This window comes from Leifsonia sp. 22587 (assembly GCF_052044215.1).
GTDB lineage: Bacteria > Actinomycetota > Actinomycetes > Actinomycetales > Microbacteriaceae > Leifsonia > Leifsonia shinshuensis_C.
The window spans coordinates 73,370-91,524 of sequence record NZ_JBQENB010000004.1 but is presented as its reverse complement, the minus strand read 5'-3'; the positions used below and the strand labels follow the sequence as shown (position 1 = coordinate 91,524).

The window sequence follows — 18,155 nt, the reverse complement described above, 5'->3', positions numbered from 1 at the left end:
ACGCTTCCCGCCGCCTCAGATGTAGATCGCCGGGTCGATCCAGGTGTCGCCCGGGATCTGCTCGTGCCCCGAGCGCGGCCGCGGATGCGCGGGCACGCCGACGAGCAGCGAGTTCGGCGGCGCGTCGCGCGTGACCACCGCATTGGCGCCGATCACCGAGTGCTCGCCGATCGTGATCGCTCCGAGCACCTTCGCTCCCGCGCCGACGGTCACGCCGTCGTGCACGGTGGGATGCCGCTTGCCGTGCCCGCTCCCCCGGCCGCCCAGGGTCACGCCGTGGTAGAGCATGACGTCGTCGCCGATCCACGTCGTCTCGCCGATCACCACGCCCATCCCGTGATCGATGAAGAACCGCCGCCCGATGCGCGCGCCCGGGTGGATCTCGACGCCCGTCAGGAACCGCGTGAACTGCGACAGGAACCGCGCGGGCGTCCGGAGTCCCGCCCGCCACAGCCGGTGGGCCACGCGGTACGACCAGATGGCGTGCAGCCCGGAGTAGGCGACCGCGATCTCGAAGGACCCGCGCGCGGCGGGGTCGTGCCGGCGTGCGTTGCGGAGGTCCTCGCGCGCCCGGAAGATCGGCACCCCGCTCAGTCCAGCAGGTCGGCCCACAGCGGCGTGGAGATGTAGCGCTCCCCGGTGTCGCAGACGATCGCGACGATGGTCTTGCCCGCGTTCTCCGGCCGCTTCGCCACCTGCAGCGCCGCCCAGATGATCGCACCGGACGAGATGCCGGCGAGGATTCCCTCCTCGCTGGCGAGGCGCTTGGCGACCTCGAGCGCGTCCTCGAGCGACACGTCGACGACCTCGTCGTAGATCGTGGTGTCGAGGATCTCGGGCACGAAGTTGGCCCCGATCCCCTGGATCTTGTGCGGACCCGGGTTCCCGCCGTTCAGGATGGGCGAGTCCAGCGGCTCCACGGCCACGACCTGAACCTCGGGCTTGCGCTCCTTGAGCACCTGGCCGACGCCGGTGATCGTGCCGCCGGTGCCGACGCCCGCGACGAAGATGTCGACGCCGCCGTCGGTGTCCGCCCAGATCTCCTCGGCGGTGGTGGCGCGGTGGATGGCCGGGTTGGCCTCGTTCTCGAACTGGCGCGCCCAGATGGCGTTGTCGGTCGTCTCGACGATGCGCTTGGCGGTCTCGACCGCTCCGCGCATCCCGTCGGCGCCCGGGGTCAGCTCGACCTTGGCGCCGAACGCGCGCATGACCACGCGGCGCTCCTTGCTCGCCGTCTCCGGCATCGCGAGGATGACGGTGTAGCCGCGGGCCGCCCCCACCATCGCCAGGGCGATACCGGTGTTGCCGCTGGTGGCCTCCACGATCGTCCCGCCGGGACGCAGAGCGCCCGCCTTCTCGGCCGCGTCGATGATCGCGACGCCGATGCGGTCCTTCACGCTGGCGGCCGGGTTGTAGAACTCGAGCTTCGCGAGCACGGTCGCGTCGAGGCCCTCCGTGAGCCGGTTGAGCCGCACGAGCGGCGTCCGTCCGACGGCCTGGGTGACGTTGTCGTAGATCTGTGCGGACATAGGTCTCTTCCTCGTGCGGGTGGCGGTGGATGGGAACGCGTCACCACTCTAGACGCCGAGACCCGGCACGGAACCTGTGTGACGGGACGGTAGGCTCGTCGGGCGATGACCCCCACAGCGCCCACCCCCTCTCCGCTTCCCGGCTCCGCATCCACCCCCGTCCCGGCCAGGGCCCTCCGCGACGACGCGGTCGGCGTGCTGGCGCGCGCGGGCGTCCCGGACCCCGAGGTGGACGCCGAGCTGCTGCTCGCGCACGTGCTCGGCGTCAGCCGGGGCCGGGTGCAGGCGCTGATCGTGATGGATGCGGAGGTCGACGGCCCCGACGTCGAGCGCATGCGCGCCTTCGTCGAGCGCCGGGCCGCGCGGGAGCCGCTGCAGCACATCACCGGCCGCGCGCCGTTCCGGTCGCTGGAGCTGAACGTCGGTCCCGGCGTCTTCGTGCCGCGGCCGGAGACGGAGCAGGTCGCCCAGTTCGCGATCGACGCGCTGCGCGCCGTCCCGTCGCCCGAACCGGTCGGGGTGGACCTCGGCACGGGCAGCGGCGCAATTGCGCTGGCCCTGGCGACCGAGGTGCCGCACGCGCGGGTCTACGCGGTCGAGAACTCCCCGGAGGCGTACATCTGGGCCCGCCGCAACATCGACGAGGTGGGGGCGACCAACCTGACGCCGGTGTTCATCGACCTCGCCGACGCGCTGCCGCAGCTCGACGGCACGGTGGACGTCGTCATCTCGAACCCTCCCTACGTGCCCGACGACGCCATCCCCCGCGACCCGGAGGTGCGGCTGCACGATCCGCACGCCGCGCTGTACGGCGGCCCGGACGGCCTGGATGTGGTGCGCACGATCTCACGCGTCGCGCAGCGCCTCCTCCGCCCCGGCGGCACGCTCGTGCTCGAGCACGGCGAGCTGCAGGGCGCCGCGATCCGCGACCTCCTGACCGCCGACGGCTGGCGCGCCGCCGCCACCCACCGCGACCTCACCACCCGCGACCGCGCCACGACGGCCCTCCGCTGACCCGCGCCGCGGCTCCCGTCGCGCTCCGGGCGTCCCCCTCCGTCGAGTACACGAAAAGTGCACGCCGCGACGGCGTTTCCCGTGCACTTTTCGTGTACTCGACGGTGGGGGCGAGCGGGGAAAGCGGGTCAGTCGGCGAGGTTGGTGAGGCGGGTTTCCTCGTCTAGGTGGATGTTCGAGTCGATGACGGGGTCGAGGGCTCCGTTCATGACGGCGTCCAGGTTGTAGGCCTTGTAGCCGGTGCGGTGGTCCGCGATGCGGTTCTCGGGGAAGTTGTAGGTGCGGATGCGCTCCGAGCGGTCCATCGTGCGGATCTGGCCCTTGCGGAACTCGGCCGCCTCGGCGTCCGCCTCCTCCTGCTGCCGGGCGAGCAGCCGTGCGCGCAGCACGCGCATCGCCGCCTCGCGGTTCTGCAGCTGGCTCTTCTCGTTCTGCATCGAGACCACGATGCCCGTCGGCACGTGCGTGATGCGCACCGCCGAGTCCGTCGTGTTGACCGACTGACCGCCCGGGCCGGACGACCGGAACACGTCGATCTTGAGGTCGTTCGGGTTGATCTCGACCTCCTCCGGCTCGTCCACCTCGGGGAACACGAGCACACCGGCGGCGGACGTGTGGATGCGGCCCTGCGACTCGGTCGCGGGGACGCGCTGCACCCGGTGGACGCCGCCCTCGTACTTGAGGTGCGCCCAGACGCCCTCGGCCGGGTCGGAGGAGTTGCCCTTGAACGCGACCTGCACATCCTTGATGCCGCCCAGGTCGCTCGAGGTCTGCTCGATGATCTCGGCCTTCCAGCGCTTGGAGTCCGCATAGTGCAGGTACATGCGCAGGAGGTCGCCGGCGAAGAGTGCCGACTCGGCGCCGCCCTCCCCCATCTTGATCTCCATGATGACGTCGCGGCTGTCGTTGGGGTCGCGCGGGATGAGCAGCCGGCGCAGCTTCTCGGACGTGTCGGCGACACTCTGCTCGAGCCCCGGGATCTCCTCGGCGAACGCCGCGTCCTCCGACGCCAGCTCGCGGGCGGCCTCCAGATCGTCGGACAGCTGCCGCCACTCGTTGTAGGCCGCCACGATGCGCGAGAGCTCGGCGTAGCGACGGTTCACCTTCTTCGAGCGGACCGGGTCGCTGTGCAGCTCCGGGTCGGACAGCTGGCGCTGGAGGTCGTCGTGCTCCGCGATGAGGGTGTTCACGGACTCGAACATGGGGTCTTCTTTCTGGCGGGGAGGCGGCCGGGGAACGACGAAGCGCCCGCCCGCCGTGCACAGGGCACGGCGGACGGGCGCTGATCGCAGCTAGCGGTGGTCGTTCTCGTGGCCGTGCGAGTGCGCGGTGCCGTGGCCGTTGGTCGGCGCGGGCATCGACTTCTGCACCTGCATCAGGAACTCGACGTTGCTCGAGGTCTCCTTCAGCCGGCCGAGGACGATCTCGAGCGCCTGCTGCTGGTCGAGCCCGGCGAGGGCGCGGCGCAGCTTCCAGGTGATCTTGACCTCGTCCTGGCCCATCAGCATCTCCTCGCGGCGGGTGCCGGAGGCGTTCACGTCGACGGCCGGGAAGATGCGCTTATCGGCCAGCTGGCGCGACAGGCGGAGCTCCATGTTGCCGGTGCCCTTGAACTCCTCGAAGATGACCTCGTCCATCTTGGAGCCGGTCTCGACGAGCGCCGACGCGAGGATGGTGAGCGAGCCGCCGTGCTCGATGTTGCGGGCGGCGCCGAAGAAGCGCTTCGGCGGGTAGAGCGCCGACGCGTCGACACCACCGGAGAGGATGCGGCCCGACGCGGGAGCGGTCAGGTTGTACGCGCGGCCCAGGCGGGTGATCGAGTCGAGCAGCACGACCACGTCGTGGCCCAGCTCGACCAGGCGCTTCGCGCGCTCGATGGCGAGCTCGGCGACGGTCGTGTGGTCCTCGGCGGGACGGTCGAAGGTGGAGGCGATGACCTCGCCCTTGACCGTGCGCTGCATGTCGGTGACCTCTTCGGGCCGCTCGTCCACCAGCACCACCATGAGGTGCACCTCGGGGTTGTTCGCCGTGATCGCGTTCGCGATCTGCTGCATGACGATCGTCTTGCCGGCCTTCGGCGGCGCGACGATGAGACCGCGCTGGCCCTTGCCGATCGGAGCGACCAGGTCGATGATCCGCTGGGTCACCTTGGTCGGCTCGGTCTCGAGGCGCAGGCGCTCCTGCGGGTAGAGCGGCGTCAGCTTGCCGAACTCGACGCGGGTCGCCGCCTCCTCCGGGGTCTGGCCGTTGATCGAGTCGACCTTCACCAGCGCGTTGTACTTCTGACGGCTGTTGTTCTCGCCGTCCCGCGGCTGGCGGATGGCGCCGACCACGGCGTCGCCCTTGCGCAGGTTGTACTTCTTGACCTGGCCGAGCGAGACGTAGACGTCGCTGGCGCCCGGCAGGTAGCCGGTGGTGCGGACGAACGCGTAGTTGTCCAGCACGTCGAGGATGCCCGCGACCGGGATGAGGACGTCGTCCTCGGTCAGCTCCGGCTCGAACTCGTCGCCGGCGGGGCCGCCGCGGCGCTTGCGGTTGCGATCGCGGTAACGACCGCCCCGCTCGCCCTCGGCCTGGTCGTTCAGCGGGTTCTGGCCGCGGTTCTGCTGGCCCTGCTGGCCGCCCTGCTGCAGGTCCTTCGGCTGGCCCTGGCCCTGCTGGGCGCCCTGAGCCTGCTGGCCCTGGCCCTGGCCCTGCTCGTTCTGCTGGCCGTTGTTCTTGTTGCGGTTCCGGTTGCGGCGGTTGCGGCCGGTGCCCTGCTGCTCGGTCGAGCCGGACTCGTCGCCCTGCTGCGCGTCCGCGCGGCCGTCGGTCTGCTCCTGCTGCGGCTGCTCGGCGGTCGGGGCGCCTCCGGCGTCCTGACCCTGCTCGCCGTTCTGGCCGCCCTGGCCGCGGCCGCGGCGACGGCGGCCGCCGTTGCCCTGGGCCTGGTCGGCGTTCTGCTGGCCGCCGTTCGGCTGGCCGTTCTGCGGCCCACGGGCCTGCTCGCGGGACGCGAGGGCGGAGTCGAGCAGCGCATCCACGTCGGGGATGAGCGAGTCGACGCCGGTCGCGCCGGAGTTGACGTGCGAGCCGGCCGCCACACCGTTGCCGGTGGCGGTACCGGTACCGGTGCCGGTGGCGATACCGGTGCCGTCGGGGCTGCTGACGCGGCGGGAGCCGCGGCGGCGCGGCTCGGTGGAGCCCGCGTCCGCGGTGGTCGGGAGCAGCGGGTCGCCCACGGTGGGCTCGACGCGCTCGGCGCCGGCCGGCTCGGCGATGAGCGGCTCGGCGATCAACGGCTCGGTGAGCACCTGGGACGCCGCGGCGGGCTGCGCCGCCTCGTCGCCGAAGCCCTCGAGCTGCACCGGCTCGGCGGCGTCGGCCGGAGCGGACGCCGCGCGCGCGGCGGCGATCGCCTCGACCAGCTCGCCCTTGCGGAGCCGGGTCGCGCCCTGGAGCCCGAGCCCGGCGGCGAGAGCCTGCAGCTCCGCCACCTTGAGGCCGGTCAGGTCGCTGGTGTCCACGCCCCCGGCGTGGAGTTCGACATCAGTCACGGAAGAGGATCCTTTCCCCCGGCGCGTCTTCGCGCGCCGTCTGTGAAGCTTCGCCACATGAACTGCCGGTACGTGCTGCGTTCTGATCCGCGCGACGTCGCCGCCCCGGAATCCCGAAAGGGAGTGCCGGGCAGGCAGGCAGGAGTGACGGCATGATTGCTAGGAGATCACCCGGAAAGCTGGATTCGCTCGTTACGCGGGTCCTTCTCGGGTGCGACTGCAGTTTACCACCTCGGCGACAGCGCCTCGGACGCTAGGCCGCCGGTGTGTCCGACGATGTCACATCCACCGCTGCGGCCTCCTGGCGCGCCACCGTCGCCCCCTTGAAGTCGACGGCGAGCATGAGCGGCTGCCAGCGGGTCTCCGCCGCCTCCTCCACCAGACGGGCCGCGGCGAGGCGCTGCCCCGGGTCGCTGCCGAGCACCAGGATGGACGGCCCGGCGCCCGACACGACGGCGGCGAAGCCGTTGTCGCGCAGCAGGGTGATCAGCCGGTCGGTCTCCGGCATGGCCGAGGCGCGGTAGCTCTGGTGGAGCTTGTCCTCGGTGGCCGCGTGCAGCAGCTCGGGGCTCTGGATGAGGGCCGCGACGAGCAGGGCGGAGCGCGAGACGTTGAACACCGCATCCTCGTGCGGCACGGACTGCGGCTGGAGGCTGCGGGCGAGCGCCGTCGACATGACCGTCTCGGGCACGAGGACGAGCGGCGAGACGCCGCGGTGCACGATGAGCTTCTTGAAGCGCGGGCCGTCCGGGGTCACCCAGGCGATCGTGAGGCCGCCGAACAGGGCGGGCGCCACGTTGTCCGGGTGCCCTTCCATGTCGTTGGCGAGGGCCAGCAGCTGCTGGGCGTCGAGGTCCACGACGCCCTCGAGCAGCCCCTTGGCCGCCATGATGCCGGAGACGATCGCGGCGCCGGAGGAGCCCATCCCCCGCCCGTGCGGGATGTTGTTGCGGGCGCGCAGCCGCAGCCCGGGCAGGGGAATGCCGACGGTCTCGAAGGTGTGCGCGATGGCGCGCACGACGAGGTTGCTCTCGTCGGTGGGCACCTCGCCCTCGCCGACGCCGGTCACCTCGACCGTGGCGCCGGGCTCGTCGCGCACCGACACCTCGAGCTCGTCGTACAGCGCCAGCGCGAGGCCGAGCGTGTCGAAGCCCGGCCCGAGGTTCGCGCTCGTGGCGGGCACCTTCACCACGACCGTGCGGCCGCGCAGGTCGGTCGAGCTCACGCGGTCGCCCCGGCGTTCTCCGCGGCGGAGGTGCCGCCGGCGGGCGACAGGCCGAGCACGTCGGCGATCGCGGTGGTGTCGACCGGCACGACGGTCGGCTGCACGTCGGAGCCGTCGGCGGTGCGCAGCGCCCACTGCGGGTCCTTCAGGCCGTGGCCCGTGACGGTGAGGACGACGGTGGAGCCGGCCGGGATCACGCCCGCCTCCGCGCGCTCGAGCAGCCCGGCGACGCTGATCGCGGACGCCGGCTCGACGAAGATGCCGACCTCGGCGGAGAGGATGCGGTGCGCCTCGAGGATCTTGGCGTCGTCGATCGCGCCGAACCAGCCGTCGCTGTCGTCGCGCGCGTTGAGCGCGAGCTCCCACGAGGCCGGGTTGCCGATGCGGATAGCAGTGGCGATGGTGTCGGGCTCCTTGACGGCGTGGCCGAGCACGATCGGGGCGCTGCCGGCGGCCTGGAAGCCGAACATGCGCGGCAGCTTCGTCGACTCGCCGCGCTGCAGCTCCTCGGAGTAGCCGCGATGGTAGGCGGTGTAGTTGCCCGCGTTGCCGACGGGGACGAGGTGGAAGTCCGGCGCGTCGCCGAGCGCCTCGACGACCTCGAAGGCCGCCGTCTTCTGGCCCTCGATGCGGTCGGGGTTCACCGAGTTGACCAGGTGCACCGGGTAGTTGGTGGCGAGCTCGCGGGCGATGTCGAGGCAGTCGTCGAAGTTGCCCTGCACCTGCAGCAGCTGCGCGTTGTGCGCGATCGCCTGGCTGAGCTTGCCCATCGCGATCTTGCCCTCGGGCACCAGCACGACGGCCTGGATGCCCGCGTGCGTCGCGTACGCGGCCGCCGACGCGGAGGTGTTGCCGGTGGAGGCGCAGATCACGGCCTTCGCGCCGTGCTCGACGGCCTTCGAGATCGCCATGGTCATGCCGCGGTCCTTGAACGACCCGGTCGGGTTCATGCCCTCGAACTTGACGTACACGTCGGCGCCGGTGCGCGCGGAGAGCGCCGGGGCCGGGATGAGCGGCGTGCCGCCCTCGCCGAGCGTGACGATCGGAGTGGCGTCGGAGATGTTCAGGCGGTCCGCATACTCGTGCAGGACGCCTCGCCACTGACGACTGTAGGCCTTCGGCTGGGGCATTACGATCCTTCGACTCGGAGAACGGAAGAGATGGCGATCACGACGTCGCTCGCCGCGAGAGCCTCCACGGTGGCCGCGAGCGCGGCCTCCTCGGCTTCGTGGGTACCGATCACCAGGGTAGCGGTGGGGGTCGCGCCGCCGTGAATCGGGCGGCCCGCCGACGGCTCCGCGTTACCCGCGATGACGACGGGACCGGTGTGGCTCGGGACCGACTGCTGCACGGTCTCGACGCTGACGCCTCCGTCGCTCAGGATGCGCGCGACGGCGGCGAGCACGCCCGGCTGGTCCTCGACGTCGAGGGTGATCTGGTACCGGGTGACGACGCGTCCGATGTCGAGCACCGGCAGGTCGGCGTGCGTCGACTCGGCGACGCCCGGGCCGCCGACGACGTGCCGCCGGGCGGCGGAGACGACGTCGCCGAGCACCGCGGAGGCCGTCTCGACCCCACCCGCGCCCGCACCGTAGAACATGAGGTCGCCCGCGGCCGCCGACTGCACGAACACGGCGTTGTGGGCGCCGTGCACGGCGGCGAGCGGGTGGTCGCGGCTGATCAGCGCCGGGTAGACGCGGGCCGACACGCCCTCCTCCCCCGTCTCCCGGTCGGTGAGGCGCTCGCAGATCGCGAGGAGCTTGATGACCGCGCCGGCCTCGCGCGCCGCATCCACCTGGGCCTTGGACACGCTGGTGATGCCCTCGCGGTACACCCGCTCGAGCGGGACGGTGGTGTGGAAGGCGAGGCTGGCGAGGATGGCCGCCTTCTGCGCGGCGTCGTAGCCGCCGATGTCGGCGGTCGGGTCGGCCTCGGCGTAGCCGCGGTCCGTCGCGGTGGCGAGGGCGTCCTGCAGCGTCTCGCCGTGGATGTCCATCCGGTCGAGCACGAAGTTTGTGGTGCCGTTGACGATGCCGAGGATGCGGTTGATGCGGTCGCCGGCCAGGCTGTCCCGCAGCGGGCGGATGATCGGGATCGCGCCGGCGACGGCCGCTTCGTAGTAGAGCTGCGCGCCGACCTGCTCGGCGGCCTCGAAGAGCTCGGGCCCGTGCGTCGCGAGGAGGGCCTTGTTCGCGGTGATCACGTCGGCGCCGGAGTTGAGCGCCTCGAGCACGTACCCGCGGGCCGGCTCGATGCCGCCCATCAGCTCCACGACGATGTCCGCGCCGAGGATGAGGGAGCTCGCGTCGGTCGTGAACAGCTCGCGCGGCAGGTCGACGTCGCGCGGCGCATCCACGTCGCGGACGGCGATGCCGACGAGCTCGAGCCGGGCGCCGATGCGGGAGGCGAACTCGTCGCCCTGCTCCAGCAGCAGCCGGGCCACCTGGGAGCCGACGGAACCGGCCCCGAGAAGGGCCACACGGAGGTTGCGGTACTCGATCATGCGCGGTCGCTCTCCTTCGATGCGAGGGGACGGGCGGCGGCGGGGTCGTACGCGGCGTCGCGCGCGAGCAGGTCGTCGATCGTCTCGCCGCGGACGATGACGCGGGCGTCGCCGTCGCGCACGGCGACGACCGGTGGCCGGCCGAGGAAGTTGTAGTTGCTGGCCAGCGACCAGCAGTAGGCGCCGGTCGCCGGGACGGCGAGCAGGTCGCCCGGCGTCACATCGCCCGGGAGGTACTCGGCGTTCACCACGATGTCGCCGCTCTCGCAGTGCTTGCCGGCCACGCGGACGAGGGCCGGAGCGGCGGTCGAGGTGCGGTTCGCGATGCGGGCCGAGTACTCGGCCTCGTACAGCGCGGGGCGCGCGTTGTCGCTCATCCCCCCGTCGACGCTGACGTAGCGCCGGACGGCGGTCTCGCCGTCGTCCTGGAAGGCGACCGGGACGTCCTTCGTCGTGCCCACCGTGTAGAGGGTCAGCCCGGCGGTGCCGATGATCGACCTGCCCGGCTCGAAGGCGACGACCGGCGCCGGGATGCCGAGCTGCTCGCATCCTGCCGCCACCGTCTCCGCGATTCGGTGGGCGAGTTCGTCGATCGGCGCGGGGTCGTCGGCGGAGGTGTAGGCGATGCCGAAGCCGCCGCCGAGGTTCAGCTCGGGGACGTCGCCGCCCTCCAGCAGCTGCGCGTGCAGGCTGAGCAGGCGCGCAGCGGACTCGGCGAAGCCGTCCGCCCCGAAGATCTGCGAGCCGATGTGACAGTGCAGCCCGCGGAACGCGAGCGACGCGTGGGACCGGATGCGGCCGACGGCGTCGACCGCGTGCTCGAGCGCGATCCCGAACTTCTGGTCCTCGTGGCTGGTCGCGAGGAACGCGTGGGTGTGCGCGTGCACACCGCTGTTCACGCGCAGGCGGACGCTCTGCACGACGCCGTGCCGCTCGGCCGCGGCCGCGACGCGGTCGATCTCCTGGATGCTGTCGATGACGATGGCGCCGACCCCGACCGAGACGGCCCGGTCGATCTCGGCGAGCGACTTGTTGTTGCCGTGAAAGCCGAGCCGCTCAGGCTCGACGCCGGCCGCGAGTGCGACGGCGAGCTCTCCCCCGCTGCAGACGTCGATGAACAGGCCGGCGGCATCCATCCACCGGGCGACCTCGACGCTCAGGAACGCCTTGCCGGCGTAGTACACCTTCGCGGCGGTGCCGATGTCGGCGAAGGCGCGCTCGAAGGCGGTGCGCACCTCGGCCGCGCGCGACCGTGCATCCTCCTCGTCGACGACGTAGAGCGGGGTGCCGAAGCGCTCGGCGAGCTCACCGACGGGGACGCCCCCGACGGACAGCGCGTCGCCGTCGCGGCGGACGGTGCGCGACCAGAGACCCGGCGCGAGCGCGTTGGCGTCGGCGGGGACGCGCAGCCACGACGGAGCGAGCGGATTGGGGGCGGCGGCGGGGGCGTTCGCGCTGCGGGCAGCGACGTCGGAATCGGCCATAGGGATCCTCACGGGTGGCGACGAGTGGGGGCCTCCTAGGCGAGCGGACCCGGATTGGCCCCTGAAGCCGGATGGAGAAACAGCAGAAGTCTATCGAGGCCGCGACCCGCGCTCGGTGCGTGTTACGGCGGGGGTCCGCGTCACCATGCCGAAGCGGTGGCGGTCTCTACAGGTGAGCACGACGACCGAGAGGACATCGCCATGAGCACCTTCACCTACGACCTCCGCGTGCAGGGCTGCACCCGGACCCGGCTGGCCGCGTATGCCCGCAGCCTCTCCGAGCGGCCGGTGCTCAGCATCCAGCCCATCGACGCCCCCGCGGACGCGTCCCACGGCGCCTACCGCGTGGTCGTGCGGCCCGACGGCCAGGGCCTCGACGCTGCGACGACGATCGCCCGGCTCGCCTGGCTGCTGAAGGCGACGGGGCGGCTCGTCTCGGTGCAGCCGCGCTCCTGAGCCGGCCCGAACGGTCGGGCCGGCCGCCGCAGTCGGGCTAGGAGCAGCTGCCCTTGCTGTTGAGGAACTTCTGGTCCATGACGACATCGGAGGCCGTCAGCGTCACCGTCGCGTGCCCCGGGGTCACGGCGATGTCGGACACCTGCACGCCGTCCGGGAGGTACTGCGCGGCGCAGACCGGGAACGGACCCTGCGACGTCAGTGCCTGCAGCAGCTTGTCGAGGTTGACGTTGCCCGCGCCGGTCTTGAGCGAGGCCTTCTCGGGCTTGAGGAGGACCTGCTTCCCCGCCGCCTCCGGGGTGGCGGTCACGGTGTAGCCGACCGGCAGGCCGAGGAGGTTGAGCGAGCCGTCGTAGCCGATCGTCCCGTCACCCAAGGTGATGTCGCCGGTGGCGCCCGGGATCTTGACGAGCTTGTTGAGCGATTCCTGGCTGATGGAGATCGTGCCCGTCGCCTCGGAGATCGGCTTCGACAGATCGGTCGGCACGCCGGTCGCGACGAGCTTCGCGCTCAGCGGGGCCCCCTGGACGACCGCGTTCGGCGCATCCAGCTCCACCCGCTGGAACGAGCCGGCGAGGTACTGCTGGATGACCGAGAAGCCGCCGATGCGGGTCGTGACCTTGCCCTGGACGTCGGCCGGCAGGTTCTTCTGGACCTCCGCGGAGACCCGCTGCTCGGCGTACGCGCGGGCGGCGCCGTCGACCACGACCAGCAGCACGACGATCACTACGACCGGGATGCCGATCCACAGCAGCAGGCGCAGCCAGAGCGGACGCCGCCGCCGGGTGGTCCGCTCCCCCACCTCCGGGAGCACGCGGGTCGTGCTGTCGCTCATCACATGCGGTCCGGTGCGGAGACGCCCAGGAGGCCCAGGCCGTTGCGGATGACCTGACCGGTCGCGTCGTTCAGCCACAGGCGCGTGCGGTGCAGGTCCGTCACGGGCTCGTCGCCGTGCGGGAGCACGCGGGTGGAGCCGTCGCGGACGGCGTACCAGGCGTGGTACAGCCCGGCGAGCTCCTCGATGTAGCGGGCGACCCGGTGCGGCTCGCGCAGCTCCGCCGCCTGGGCGACGATGCGCGGGAACTCCTGCAGGCCGCCGAGCAGGGCGGACTCCGTCTCGTGCGTGAGCAGCTCCGGCGCGAAGGTGCTGTGGTCGACGCCCGCCTTCTCGGCGTTCGCGGCGACCGAGCGCGTGCGCGCGTGGGCGTACTGCACGTAGAAGACCGGGTTGTCGTTGCTGCGCTTCGCCAGCAGGTCGAGGTCGATGTCGAGCTGCGAGTCGGTGGACGAGCGGACCAGGGCATAGCGGGCGGCGTCGACGCCCACCGCATCCACCAGGTCGTCTAGGGTGACGATGGTGCCGGCGCGCTTCGACATGCGGACGGGCTCGCCGTCCTTCACCAGGTTGACGAGCTGACCGATGAGGATCTGCAGGTTCACGTTCGGGACGTCGCCGAACGCCTCGACCATCGCCATCATGCGGCCGATGTAGCCGTGGTGGTCGGCGCCCAGCATGATGATGTTCTGCTCGAAGCCGCGCTCGCGCTTGTCGAGGTAGTACCCGAGGTCGCCCGAGATGTAGGCCGGCTCGCCGTTGGAGCGGATCACGACGCGGTCGCGGTCGTCGCCGAAGGTCGTGGTGCGGAGCCAGATCGCGCCGTCGGCCTCGAAGATGTGGCCCTGCTCCTGGAGGCGCTGGATGGCGCGCTCGACGGCGCCCGACTCGTGCAGCGAGTCCTCGTGGAAGTACACGTCGAAGTCGACGCCGAACGAGTGGAGGCGCTGCTTGATCTCCTCGAACATCAGCTGCGTGCCGATCGAGCGGAACACCTCCTGCTGCTCCTCGCGCGGGAGCGTGCTGAGGTCGGTGCCCTGCGCCGCGGCCTCGGCGACGACGCGCTCGGCGATCTCGCCGATGTAGGCGCCGCCGTAGCCGTCCTCCGGCGTCGGCTCGCCCAAGTAGGCGGCGAGGAGGCTGCGCGCGAAGCGGTCGATCTGCGAGCCGTGGTCGTTGAAGTAGTACTCGCGCGTCACATCCGCGCCCTCGGCCTGCAGGATGCGGGCCAGGCTGTCGCCGACGGCCGCCCAGCGCGCGCCGCCCATGTGGACGGGACCGGTCGGGTTCGCGGAGACGAACTCCAGGTTCACGCGGAGGCCGTCGTAGATGTCGCCGCGGCCGTACGCCTCGCCCGACTCGACGATGGTCTGCGCCAGCTGCCCGGCGGCGGCGGCCTCCAGGCGGAAGTTGATGAAGCCGGGGCCGGCGACCTCGGCGGAGGCGACTCCGTCGATCCCGGCGGCGGCGGTCGCGATCTGCTCGGCGAGCTCGCGGGGGCTCGCGCCGACCTTCTTGGCCAGACGCATGGCCGCATTCGACGCCCAGTCGCCGTGCTCGCGGTTCTTGGGACGCTCGAGGGGCACGTCGTCGACGGTCAGCGTCAGCTGCGGCACGTCCGCCCCGGCCTCGCGTCGCTGCTCGACGACCGTCGTGACGATGTCGAGGAGGGCGGCGGAGAGGTCAGCAGGAGTCATGAGGAACGATTCTACCGGGGCGCCGGCGGGCCTCGCGGCTCTCCCGTGCGGGGGTTGTCCGTGTGCGGGTTGATAGGGTCGTCGCGGACGCGCGCTCCCGCACGGCGCGCGCCGAGCAGAGAGACGACACGCAGCATGCCATCCACCACCCGCCGCTCCGCCCTCCTCACCGCCACGACTGCGCTCGGTCTGGTCGCCGCGCTCGCGCTGACCGGATGCTCCCCGTCGGCGAAGCCCGCCGCGTCACCGAGCGGCACCGCGGCCGCCGGCGGGACGACGTCGACCCCCGTCGCGACACCGGTCCCCACCCCGTCCGACCCGCCGACGCCGGTGGGACTGACCTGCGACCAGGTGCTGACCGCCGACCAGCTGTACGCCTTCAACCCGAACTACGGCGCCGACCCCGGGTACGCGCCGAAGGACGGCTCGCTCGAGAAGAAGATCGCGGACTGGCAGGGCGTGGCGTGCGCCTGGCTCAACCAGACGAGCGGCGACGTCATCGAGGTGGCGGTCGCGAAGCCGCCGGCCAGCGAGCTGGAGGGGCTGAAGAACGCGGCCATCACGAACGCGAAGCCGGTGCCGACCTACGGCGTCCCGCCGACGGTCGAGGGCTACTTCGAGCCCGGCACGGCCGGCCAGGTGCAGGTGTTCCGGGGCGGGTACTGGATCGTCGCCGAGTCGCCCGCCTTCTTCGAGCCGGGCGACGCGGCCCCGCTCATGGAGCCTGTGCTGGGGAACGTTCCGGCAACCTGAGCCCGGCGCCGTGAGTGGCGGGAGGAGTCGCGCCAGGATGTCACAAGCCCGCCCGCGGGGATGCTAGCCTGGTTCGGCACCCTGGCCCCCATAGCTCAGGGGATAGAGCGTCTGCCTCCGGAGCAGAAGGCCGTAGGTTCAAATCCTACTGGGGGCACCACTGATCGAGATCCCATGGACTGTTCCTACTTCGACGCCGGCGTGTGCCGCTCGTGCACCCTCATGGGCGTGCCGTAATGCGGAGCAGCTCGAGGGCAAGGAGCGTCTGGCCCGGGACCTGCTCGCGCCGTTCGGCGATGCGGTCTGGCTGCCCGCCGTGGCGAGCGCCGAATCCGGGTACCGGAACAAGGCGAAGATGGTGATCGGCGGCACGATCGAGGCGCCGACGATCGGCATCCTCGACGAGGCGGGACGCGGCGTCGACCTCCGGGAGTGCGGCATCTGCGCACCCGGAATCCGCGCGGCACTCCCCGTGCTCGCGCGGTTCGTCGCGCGCCAGCGGCTGGAGCCCTACCGCGTGCCGGAGCGCCGCGGCGAGCTCAAGTTCGTGCTGGTGACGGAGTCGCCGGACGGCGAGCTGATGGTGCGGTTCGTCGCGCGGTCGGAGCAGACGGTCGCGCGCGTCCGGGCGGGACTCGGCTGGCTGCAGGCGGAGCTGCCCCAGGCGCGGGTCGTGACCGTCAACCTCCAGCCGGAGCACAAGGCCGTCGTCGAGGGCGACACCGACGTGGTGCTGACCCGCGAGTCGGCGCTGTCGATGCGGCTGGGCGACGTGTCGCTCCGGCTGCGGCCGCAGAGCTTCTTCCAGACCAATACGGACGTGGCCCGGGAGCTGTACGCGCAGGTGGCTGCCTGGGTGGACGACGTCTCCCCCGCGTCGGTCTGGGACCTGTACTGCGGCGTCGGCGGTTTCGCCCTGCACGTCGCGGCGCCCGGCCGCCGGGTCGTGGGGGTGGAGACCAGCCGGGAGGCGGTGCGCAGCGCCCGCGCGAGCGCGGCGGCCGCGCGGCTGCCGCAGGTCGCGTTCCGGGCGGGCGACGCCACGGCGTTCGCGCTGAACGCGGCCATGGCTCCGGAGCTCGTGATCGTGAACCCGCCGCGGCGCGGCATCGGCGCCGACCTCGCCGGGTGGCTCGAAGGGTCGGGGGTGCCGAGCGTCGTCTACTCCAGCTGCAACCCGAAGAGCCTCGCGCACGACCTGGCCCGGATGCCGTCGTACCGCGTGCGCGCGGGACGCGTGCTCGACATGTTCCCGCAGACGGGTCACATGGAGGCCGCGGTGCTGCTGGAGCGGGTGGCGTAGCGCGGCGGGCCAGCGGGCGGCGGGGCGCTTAGGAGTCGCGGCGGATCCAGCGGAACGTGATGCGGCAGGCGATCAGTCCGCCGACCAGCCACACCAGCAGGACGACGGCCACCCAGCCGAGCTCCCAGCTGCCGTTGGGCTCCTGGGCGACGAAGTCCGACGGCAGGAAGACGCTGCGCAGGCCTTGCGCGATCCACTTCAGCGGGAAGACGGAGGCCACGTTCTGCAGCCAGTCCGGCAGGACGTTGAAGGGGATGTAGACCCCGGAGATGAACTGCAGGATCAGGACGATCGGGATGACGACGGCGGTCGCGCTCCGGCCCGTGCGCGGGACGGCGGACAGCGCGATCCCGAGCACCGCGGACGTGATGATGCTCAACGCGTAGATCCAGGCGAAGCGGAGCCACAGCTCCGGCTCGGTCGGCAGCGCCACGTCGAACGCGAGACGGGCGACGACCAGGAGCAGGCCGATCTGGAGGACGCTCGTCGCGACGACCTGGCCCATCTTGCCGAGGAAGTACGAGAACACCGGCAGCGGGGTCCCGCCGAGCCGTTTCAGCGTCCCGTCGCTCCGCTCCCCCGCGATGTCGACGGCGAGGTTCTGCACGCCGGAGAGCAGGATCCCGGCGGCGATCATTCCGGGGAGATAGTAGGCGGCGCGGGTGATCCCTCCGCTACCGTCCGGGGCGGCGCCGACGTTGCCGAGCCCTTGGAAGGCGACGGAGAAGATCCCGAGCATGACGACCGGGAACAGGAAGGTGAAGAAGATGGTGTCGCCCTGCCGGAAGTACATCATCGTCTCGTAGCGGGCGCGCTCCATCCCGAGCCCGATCGCGGTCATCGTGACACCTCCGCGGCCTCGTTCGCCTCGTGCACCAGGTCGAAGTAGATGTCCTCGAGGTTCGGGCGCACCACCTCCAGCGCGACCGGCTCGCCCCCGGCCTCGGCGGCGAGACGGGCGACCAGGGACGCGGGGTTCTCGGTGCGCTCGGTCCGTTCGGTCCCGGAGGCGTCGCGCCAGCGGACGATCGGGATGCGGGCGGACGGACCGCCCAACTCGTCGATCGCGCCCATCGCGATCAGCCGCCCCTGGGCGATGACAGCGGCCCGATCGCTGAGCTGCGCCGCCTCGTCGAGGTAATGCGTGGTGAGCAGGATGGTGGTGCCCTCGCGCTTCAGAGAGCGGATGAGCTCCCAGAACTGCCGTCGGGCCTCGGGGTCGAACCCGGTGGTCGGCTCGTCCAGGAACAGCACCTCGGGGCGCCCGATCACGCCGAGCGCCACATCCAGCCGCCGACGCTGACCGCCGGACAGATTGCGCACGCGCGTGCGGGCCTTCTCGGTGAGGCCGACGGCGGCGATCACCTCGTCGACGTCGCGGCGCGCCGGGTAGAAGCGGGCGAAGTGCGTCAGCTGTTCGCGGACGGTGACGTTCGGCGCTTCGGCGCTGGTCTGGAGGACGATGCCCAGCCGGGCCTTCCAGGCGGTGCCACCGGACGCGGGATCGACGCCGAGGACCGTCACCTGACCGGCGGTGCGGTGGCGGTAGCCCTCGAGGATCTCGATGGTCGTGCTCTTGCCGGCGCCGTTCGGGCCGAGCAGGGCGAACGTCTCGCCCGCCGCGATGTCGAAGTCGACGCCGCGCACGGCGCTGACGGCCCCGTAGGACTTGGCCAAGCCGCGGACGACCACCGCGCTGTCGCTGCTCACGGGGCTCAGTATGGCAAACCCTGGTGACGCGCGACGATGTCGGCGGGGCGACGGCGTCTCACCGCCGAACCCGCGGGGCCGCTCTGTCGCGCCGCCGAACCCGCGGGGCC

At 71.9% G+C, this 18,155-nt stretch carries 15 protein-coding genes, 1 tRNA gene and 1 pseudogene; 5 read left to right on the top strand and 12 right to left on the bottom strand.

Going from position 1 to position 18,155, the window contains the following annotated elements; all coding sequences use genetic code 11:
- Window positions 1–15 precede the first annotated feature (15 nt).
- On the bottom strand, window positions 16–585 hold the full coding sequence (gene epsC / locus ACTJI1_RS16185; protein WP_310128275.1) for a serine O-acetyltransferase EpsC: 570 nt from the start codon (window positions 583–585) through the stop codon (window positions 16–18).
- A gap of 5 nt (window positions 586–590) precedes the next feature.
- Window positions 591–1,529: a cysteine synthase A gene (gene cysK / locus ACTJI1_RS16180; RefSeq protein ID WP_440743458.1), complete on the bottom strand. Its 939-nt coding sequence runs from the start codon at window positions 1,527–1,529 to the stop codon at window positions 591–593.
- A gap of 105 nt (window positions 1,530–1,634) precedes the next feature.
- Here cysK and prmC point away from each other — a divergent pair, with 105 nt between their 5' ends.
- Window positions 1,635–2,543, top strand: coding sequence for a peptide chain release factor N(5)-glutamine methyltransferase (gene prmC, locus ACTJI1_RS16175; protein ID WP_440743457.1), 909 nt, complete (start codon window positions 1,635–1,637; stop codon window positions 2,541–2,543).
- A gap of 128 nt (window positions 2,544–2,671) precedes the next feature.
- Here the strand turns inward: prmC and prfA are convergent, their stop codons facing one another.
- From prfA to lysA, 6 genes are all read right to left on the bottom strand, one after another.
- Window positions 2,672–3,745: a peptide chain release factor 1 gene (prfA, locus tag ACTJI1_RS16170; RefSeq protein WP_310128269.1), complete on the bottom strand. Its 1,074-nt coding sequence runs from the start codon at window positions 3,743–3,745 to the stop codon at window positions 2,672–2,674.
- Window positions 3,746–3,835: 90 nt separating this feature from the next.
- Complete coding sequence (rho, locus tag ACTJI1_RS16165; RefSeq protein WP_440743456.1) at window positions 3,836–6,079, bottom strand: transcription termination factor Rho; 2,244 nt, start codon at window positions 6,077–6,079, stop codon at window positions 3,836–3,838.
- Window positions 6,080–6,332: 253 nt separating this feature from the next.
- Window positions 6,333–7,304, bottom strand: coding sequence for a homoserine kinase (gene thrB / locus ACTJI1_RS16160; RefSeq protein ID WP_440743455.1), 972 nt, complete (start codon window positions 7,302–7,304; stop codon window positions 6,333–6,335).
- Window positions 7,301–8,434: a threonine synthase gene (gene thrC / locus ACTJI1_RS16155; RefSeq protein ID WP_310128263.1), complete on the bottom strand. Its 1,134-nt coding sequence runs from the start codon at window positions 8,432–8,434 to the stop codon at window positions 7,301–7,303. The genes thrB and thrC overlap by 4 nt, the downstream gene beginning before the upstream one ends.
- Window positions 8,434–9,807 carry a homoserine dehydrogenase gene (locus ACTJI1_RS16150; RefSeq protein ID WP_440743454.1) on the bottom strand — a complete coding sequence of 458 codons (1,374 nt, stop codon included), beginning with the start codon at window positions 9,805–9,807 and terminating at the stop codon, window positions 8,434–8,436. Before ACTJI1_RS16150 ends, thrC begins: the two co-directional genes overlap by 1 nt.
- The gene (gene lysA / locus ACTJI1_RS16145) at window positions 9,804–11,291 is read right to left on the bottom strand and encodes a diaminopimelate decarboxylase (RefSeq protein ID WP_440743453.1); all 1,488 of its coding nucleotides are present in this window, start codon (window positions 11,289–11,291) and stop codon (window positions 9,804–9,806) included. Before lysA ends, ACTJI1_RS16150 begins: the two co-directional genes overlap by 4 nt.
- A 201-nt stretch (window positions 11,292–11,492) precedes the next feature.
- Here lysA and ACTJI1_RS16140 point away from each other — a divergent pair, with 201 nt between their 5' ends.
- The gene (locus ACTJI1_RS16140; RefSeq protein WP_310128257.1) at window positions 11,493–11,747 is read left to right on the top strand and encodes a hypothetical protein; all 255 of its coding nucleotides are present in this window, start codon (window positions 11,493–11,495) and stop codon (window positions 11,745–11,747) included.
- A 37-nt stretch (window positions 11,748–11,784) separates the two neighbouring features.
- Here ACTJI1_RS16140 and ACTJI1_RS16135 read toward each other — a convergent pair whose 3' ends face one another.
- Both ACTJI1_RS16135 and argS read right to left on the bottom strand, forming a co-directional pair.
- Window positions 11,785–12,582: an LmeA family phospholipid-binding protein gene (locus tag ACTJI1_RS16135; RefSeq protein WP_440743452.1), complete on the bottom strand. Its 798-nt coding sequence runs from the start codon at window positions 12,580–12,582 to the stop codon at window positions 11,785–11,787.
- Window positions 12,582–14,279, bottom strand: coding sequence for an arginine--tRNA ligase (gene argS, locus ACTJI1_RS16130; RefSeq protein WP_440743451.1), 1,698 nt, complete (start codon window positions 14,277–14,279; stop codon window positions 12,582–12,584). Before argS ends, ACTJI1_RS16135 begins: the two co-directional genes overlap by 1 nt.
- A gap of 135 nt (window positions 14,280–14,414) precedes the next feature.
- On the opposite strand from argS, the gene ACTJI1_RS16125 reads away from it, so the two are divergent.
- The 3 genes and pseudogenes from ACTJI1_RS16125 (at window position 14,415) to rlmC (ending at window position 16,335) form a co-directional block, all read left to right on the top strand.
- Window positions 14,415–15,032: an iron ABC transporter ATP-binding protein gene (locus ACTJI1_RS16125; protein WP_440743450.1), complete on the top strand. Its 618-nt coding sequence runs from the start codon at window positions 14,415–14,417 to the stop codon at window positions 15,030–15,032.
- A gap of 84 nt (window positions 15,033–15,116) precedes the next feature.
- A tRNA-Arg gene (locus tag ACTJI1_RS16120) sits at window positions 15,117–15,192 on the top strand.
- A 14-nt stretch (window positions 15,193–15,206) separates the two neighbouring features.
- A pseudogene (rlmC, locus tag ACTJI1_RS16115) lies at window positions 15,207–16,335 on the top strand (23S rRNA (uracil(747)-C(5))-methyltransferase RlmC).
- A gap of 28 nt (window positions 16,336–16,363) precedes the next feature.
- Here the strand turns inward: rlmC and ACTJI1_RS16110 are convergent.
- Window positions 16,364–17,176 (bottom strand): ABC transporter permease, encoded by an 813-nt coding sequence (locus ACTJI1_RS16110; RefSeq protein ID WP_440743449.1) that lies wholly within the window; start codon window positions 17,174–17,176, stop codon window positions 16,364–16,366.
- Window positions 17,173–18,045 (bottom strand): ABC transporter ATP-binding protein, encoded by an 873-nt coding sequence (locus tag ACTJI1_RS16105; protein ID WP_440743448.1) that lies wholly within the window; start codon window positions 18,043–18,045, stop codon window positions 17,173–17,175. The genes ACTJI1_RS16110 and ACTJI1_RS16105 overlap by 4 nt, the downstream gene beginning before the upstream one ends.
- Window positions 18,046–18,155: the final 110 nt, after the last annotated feature.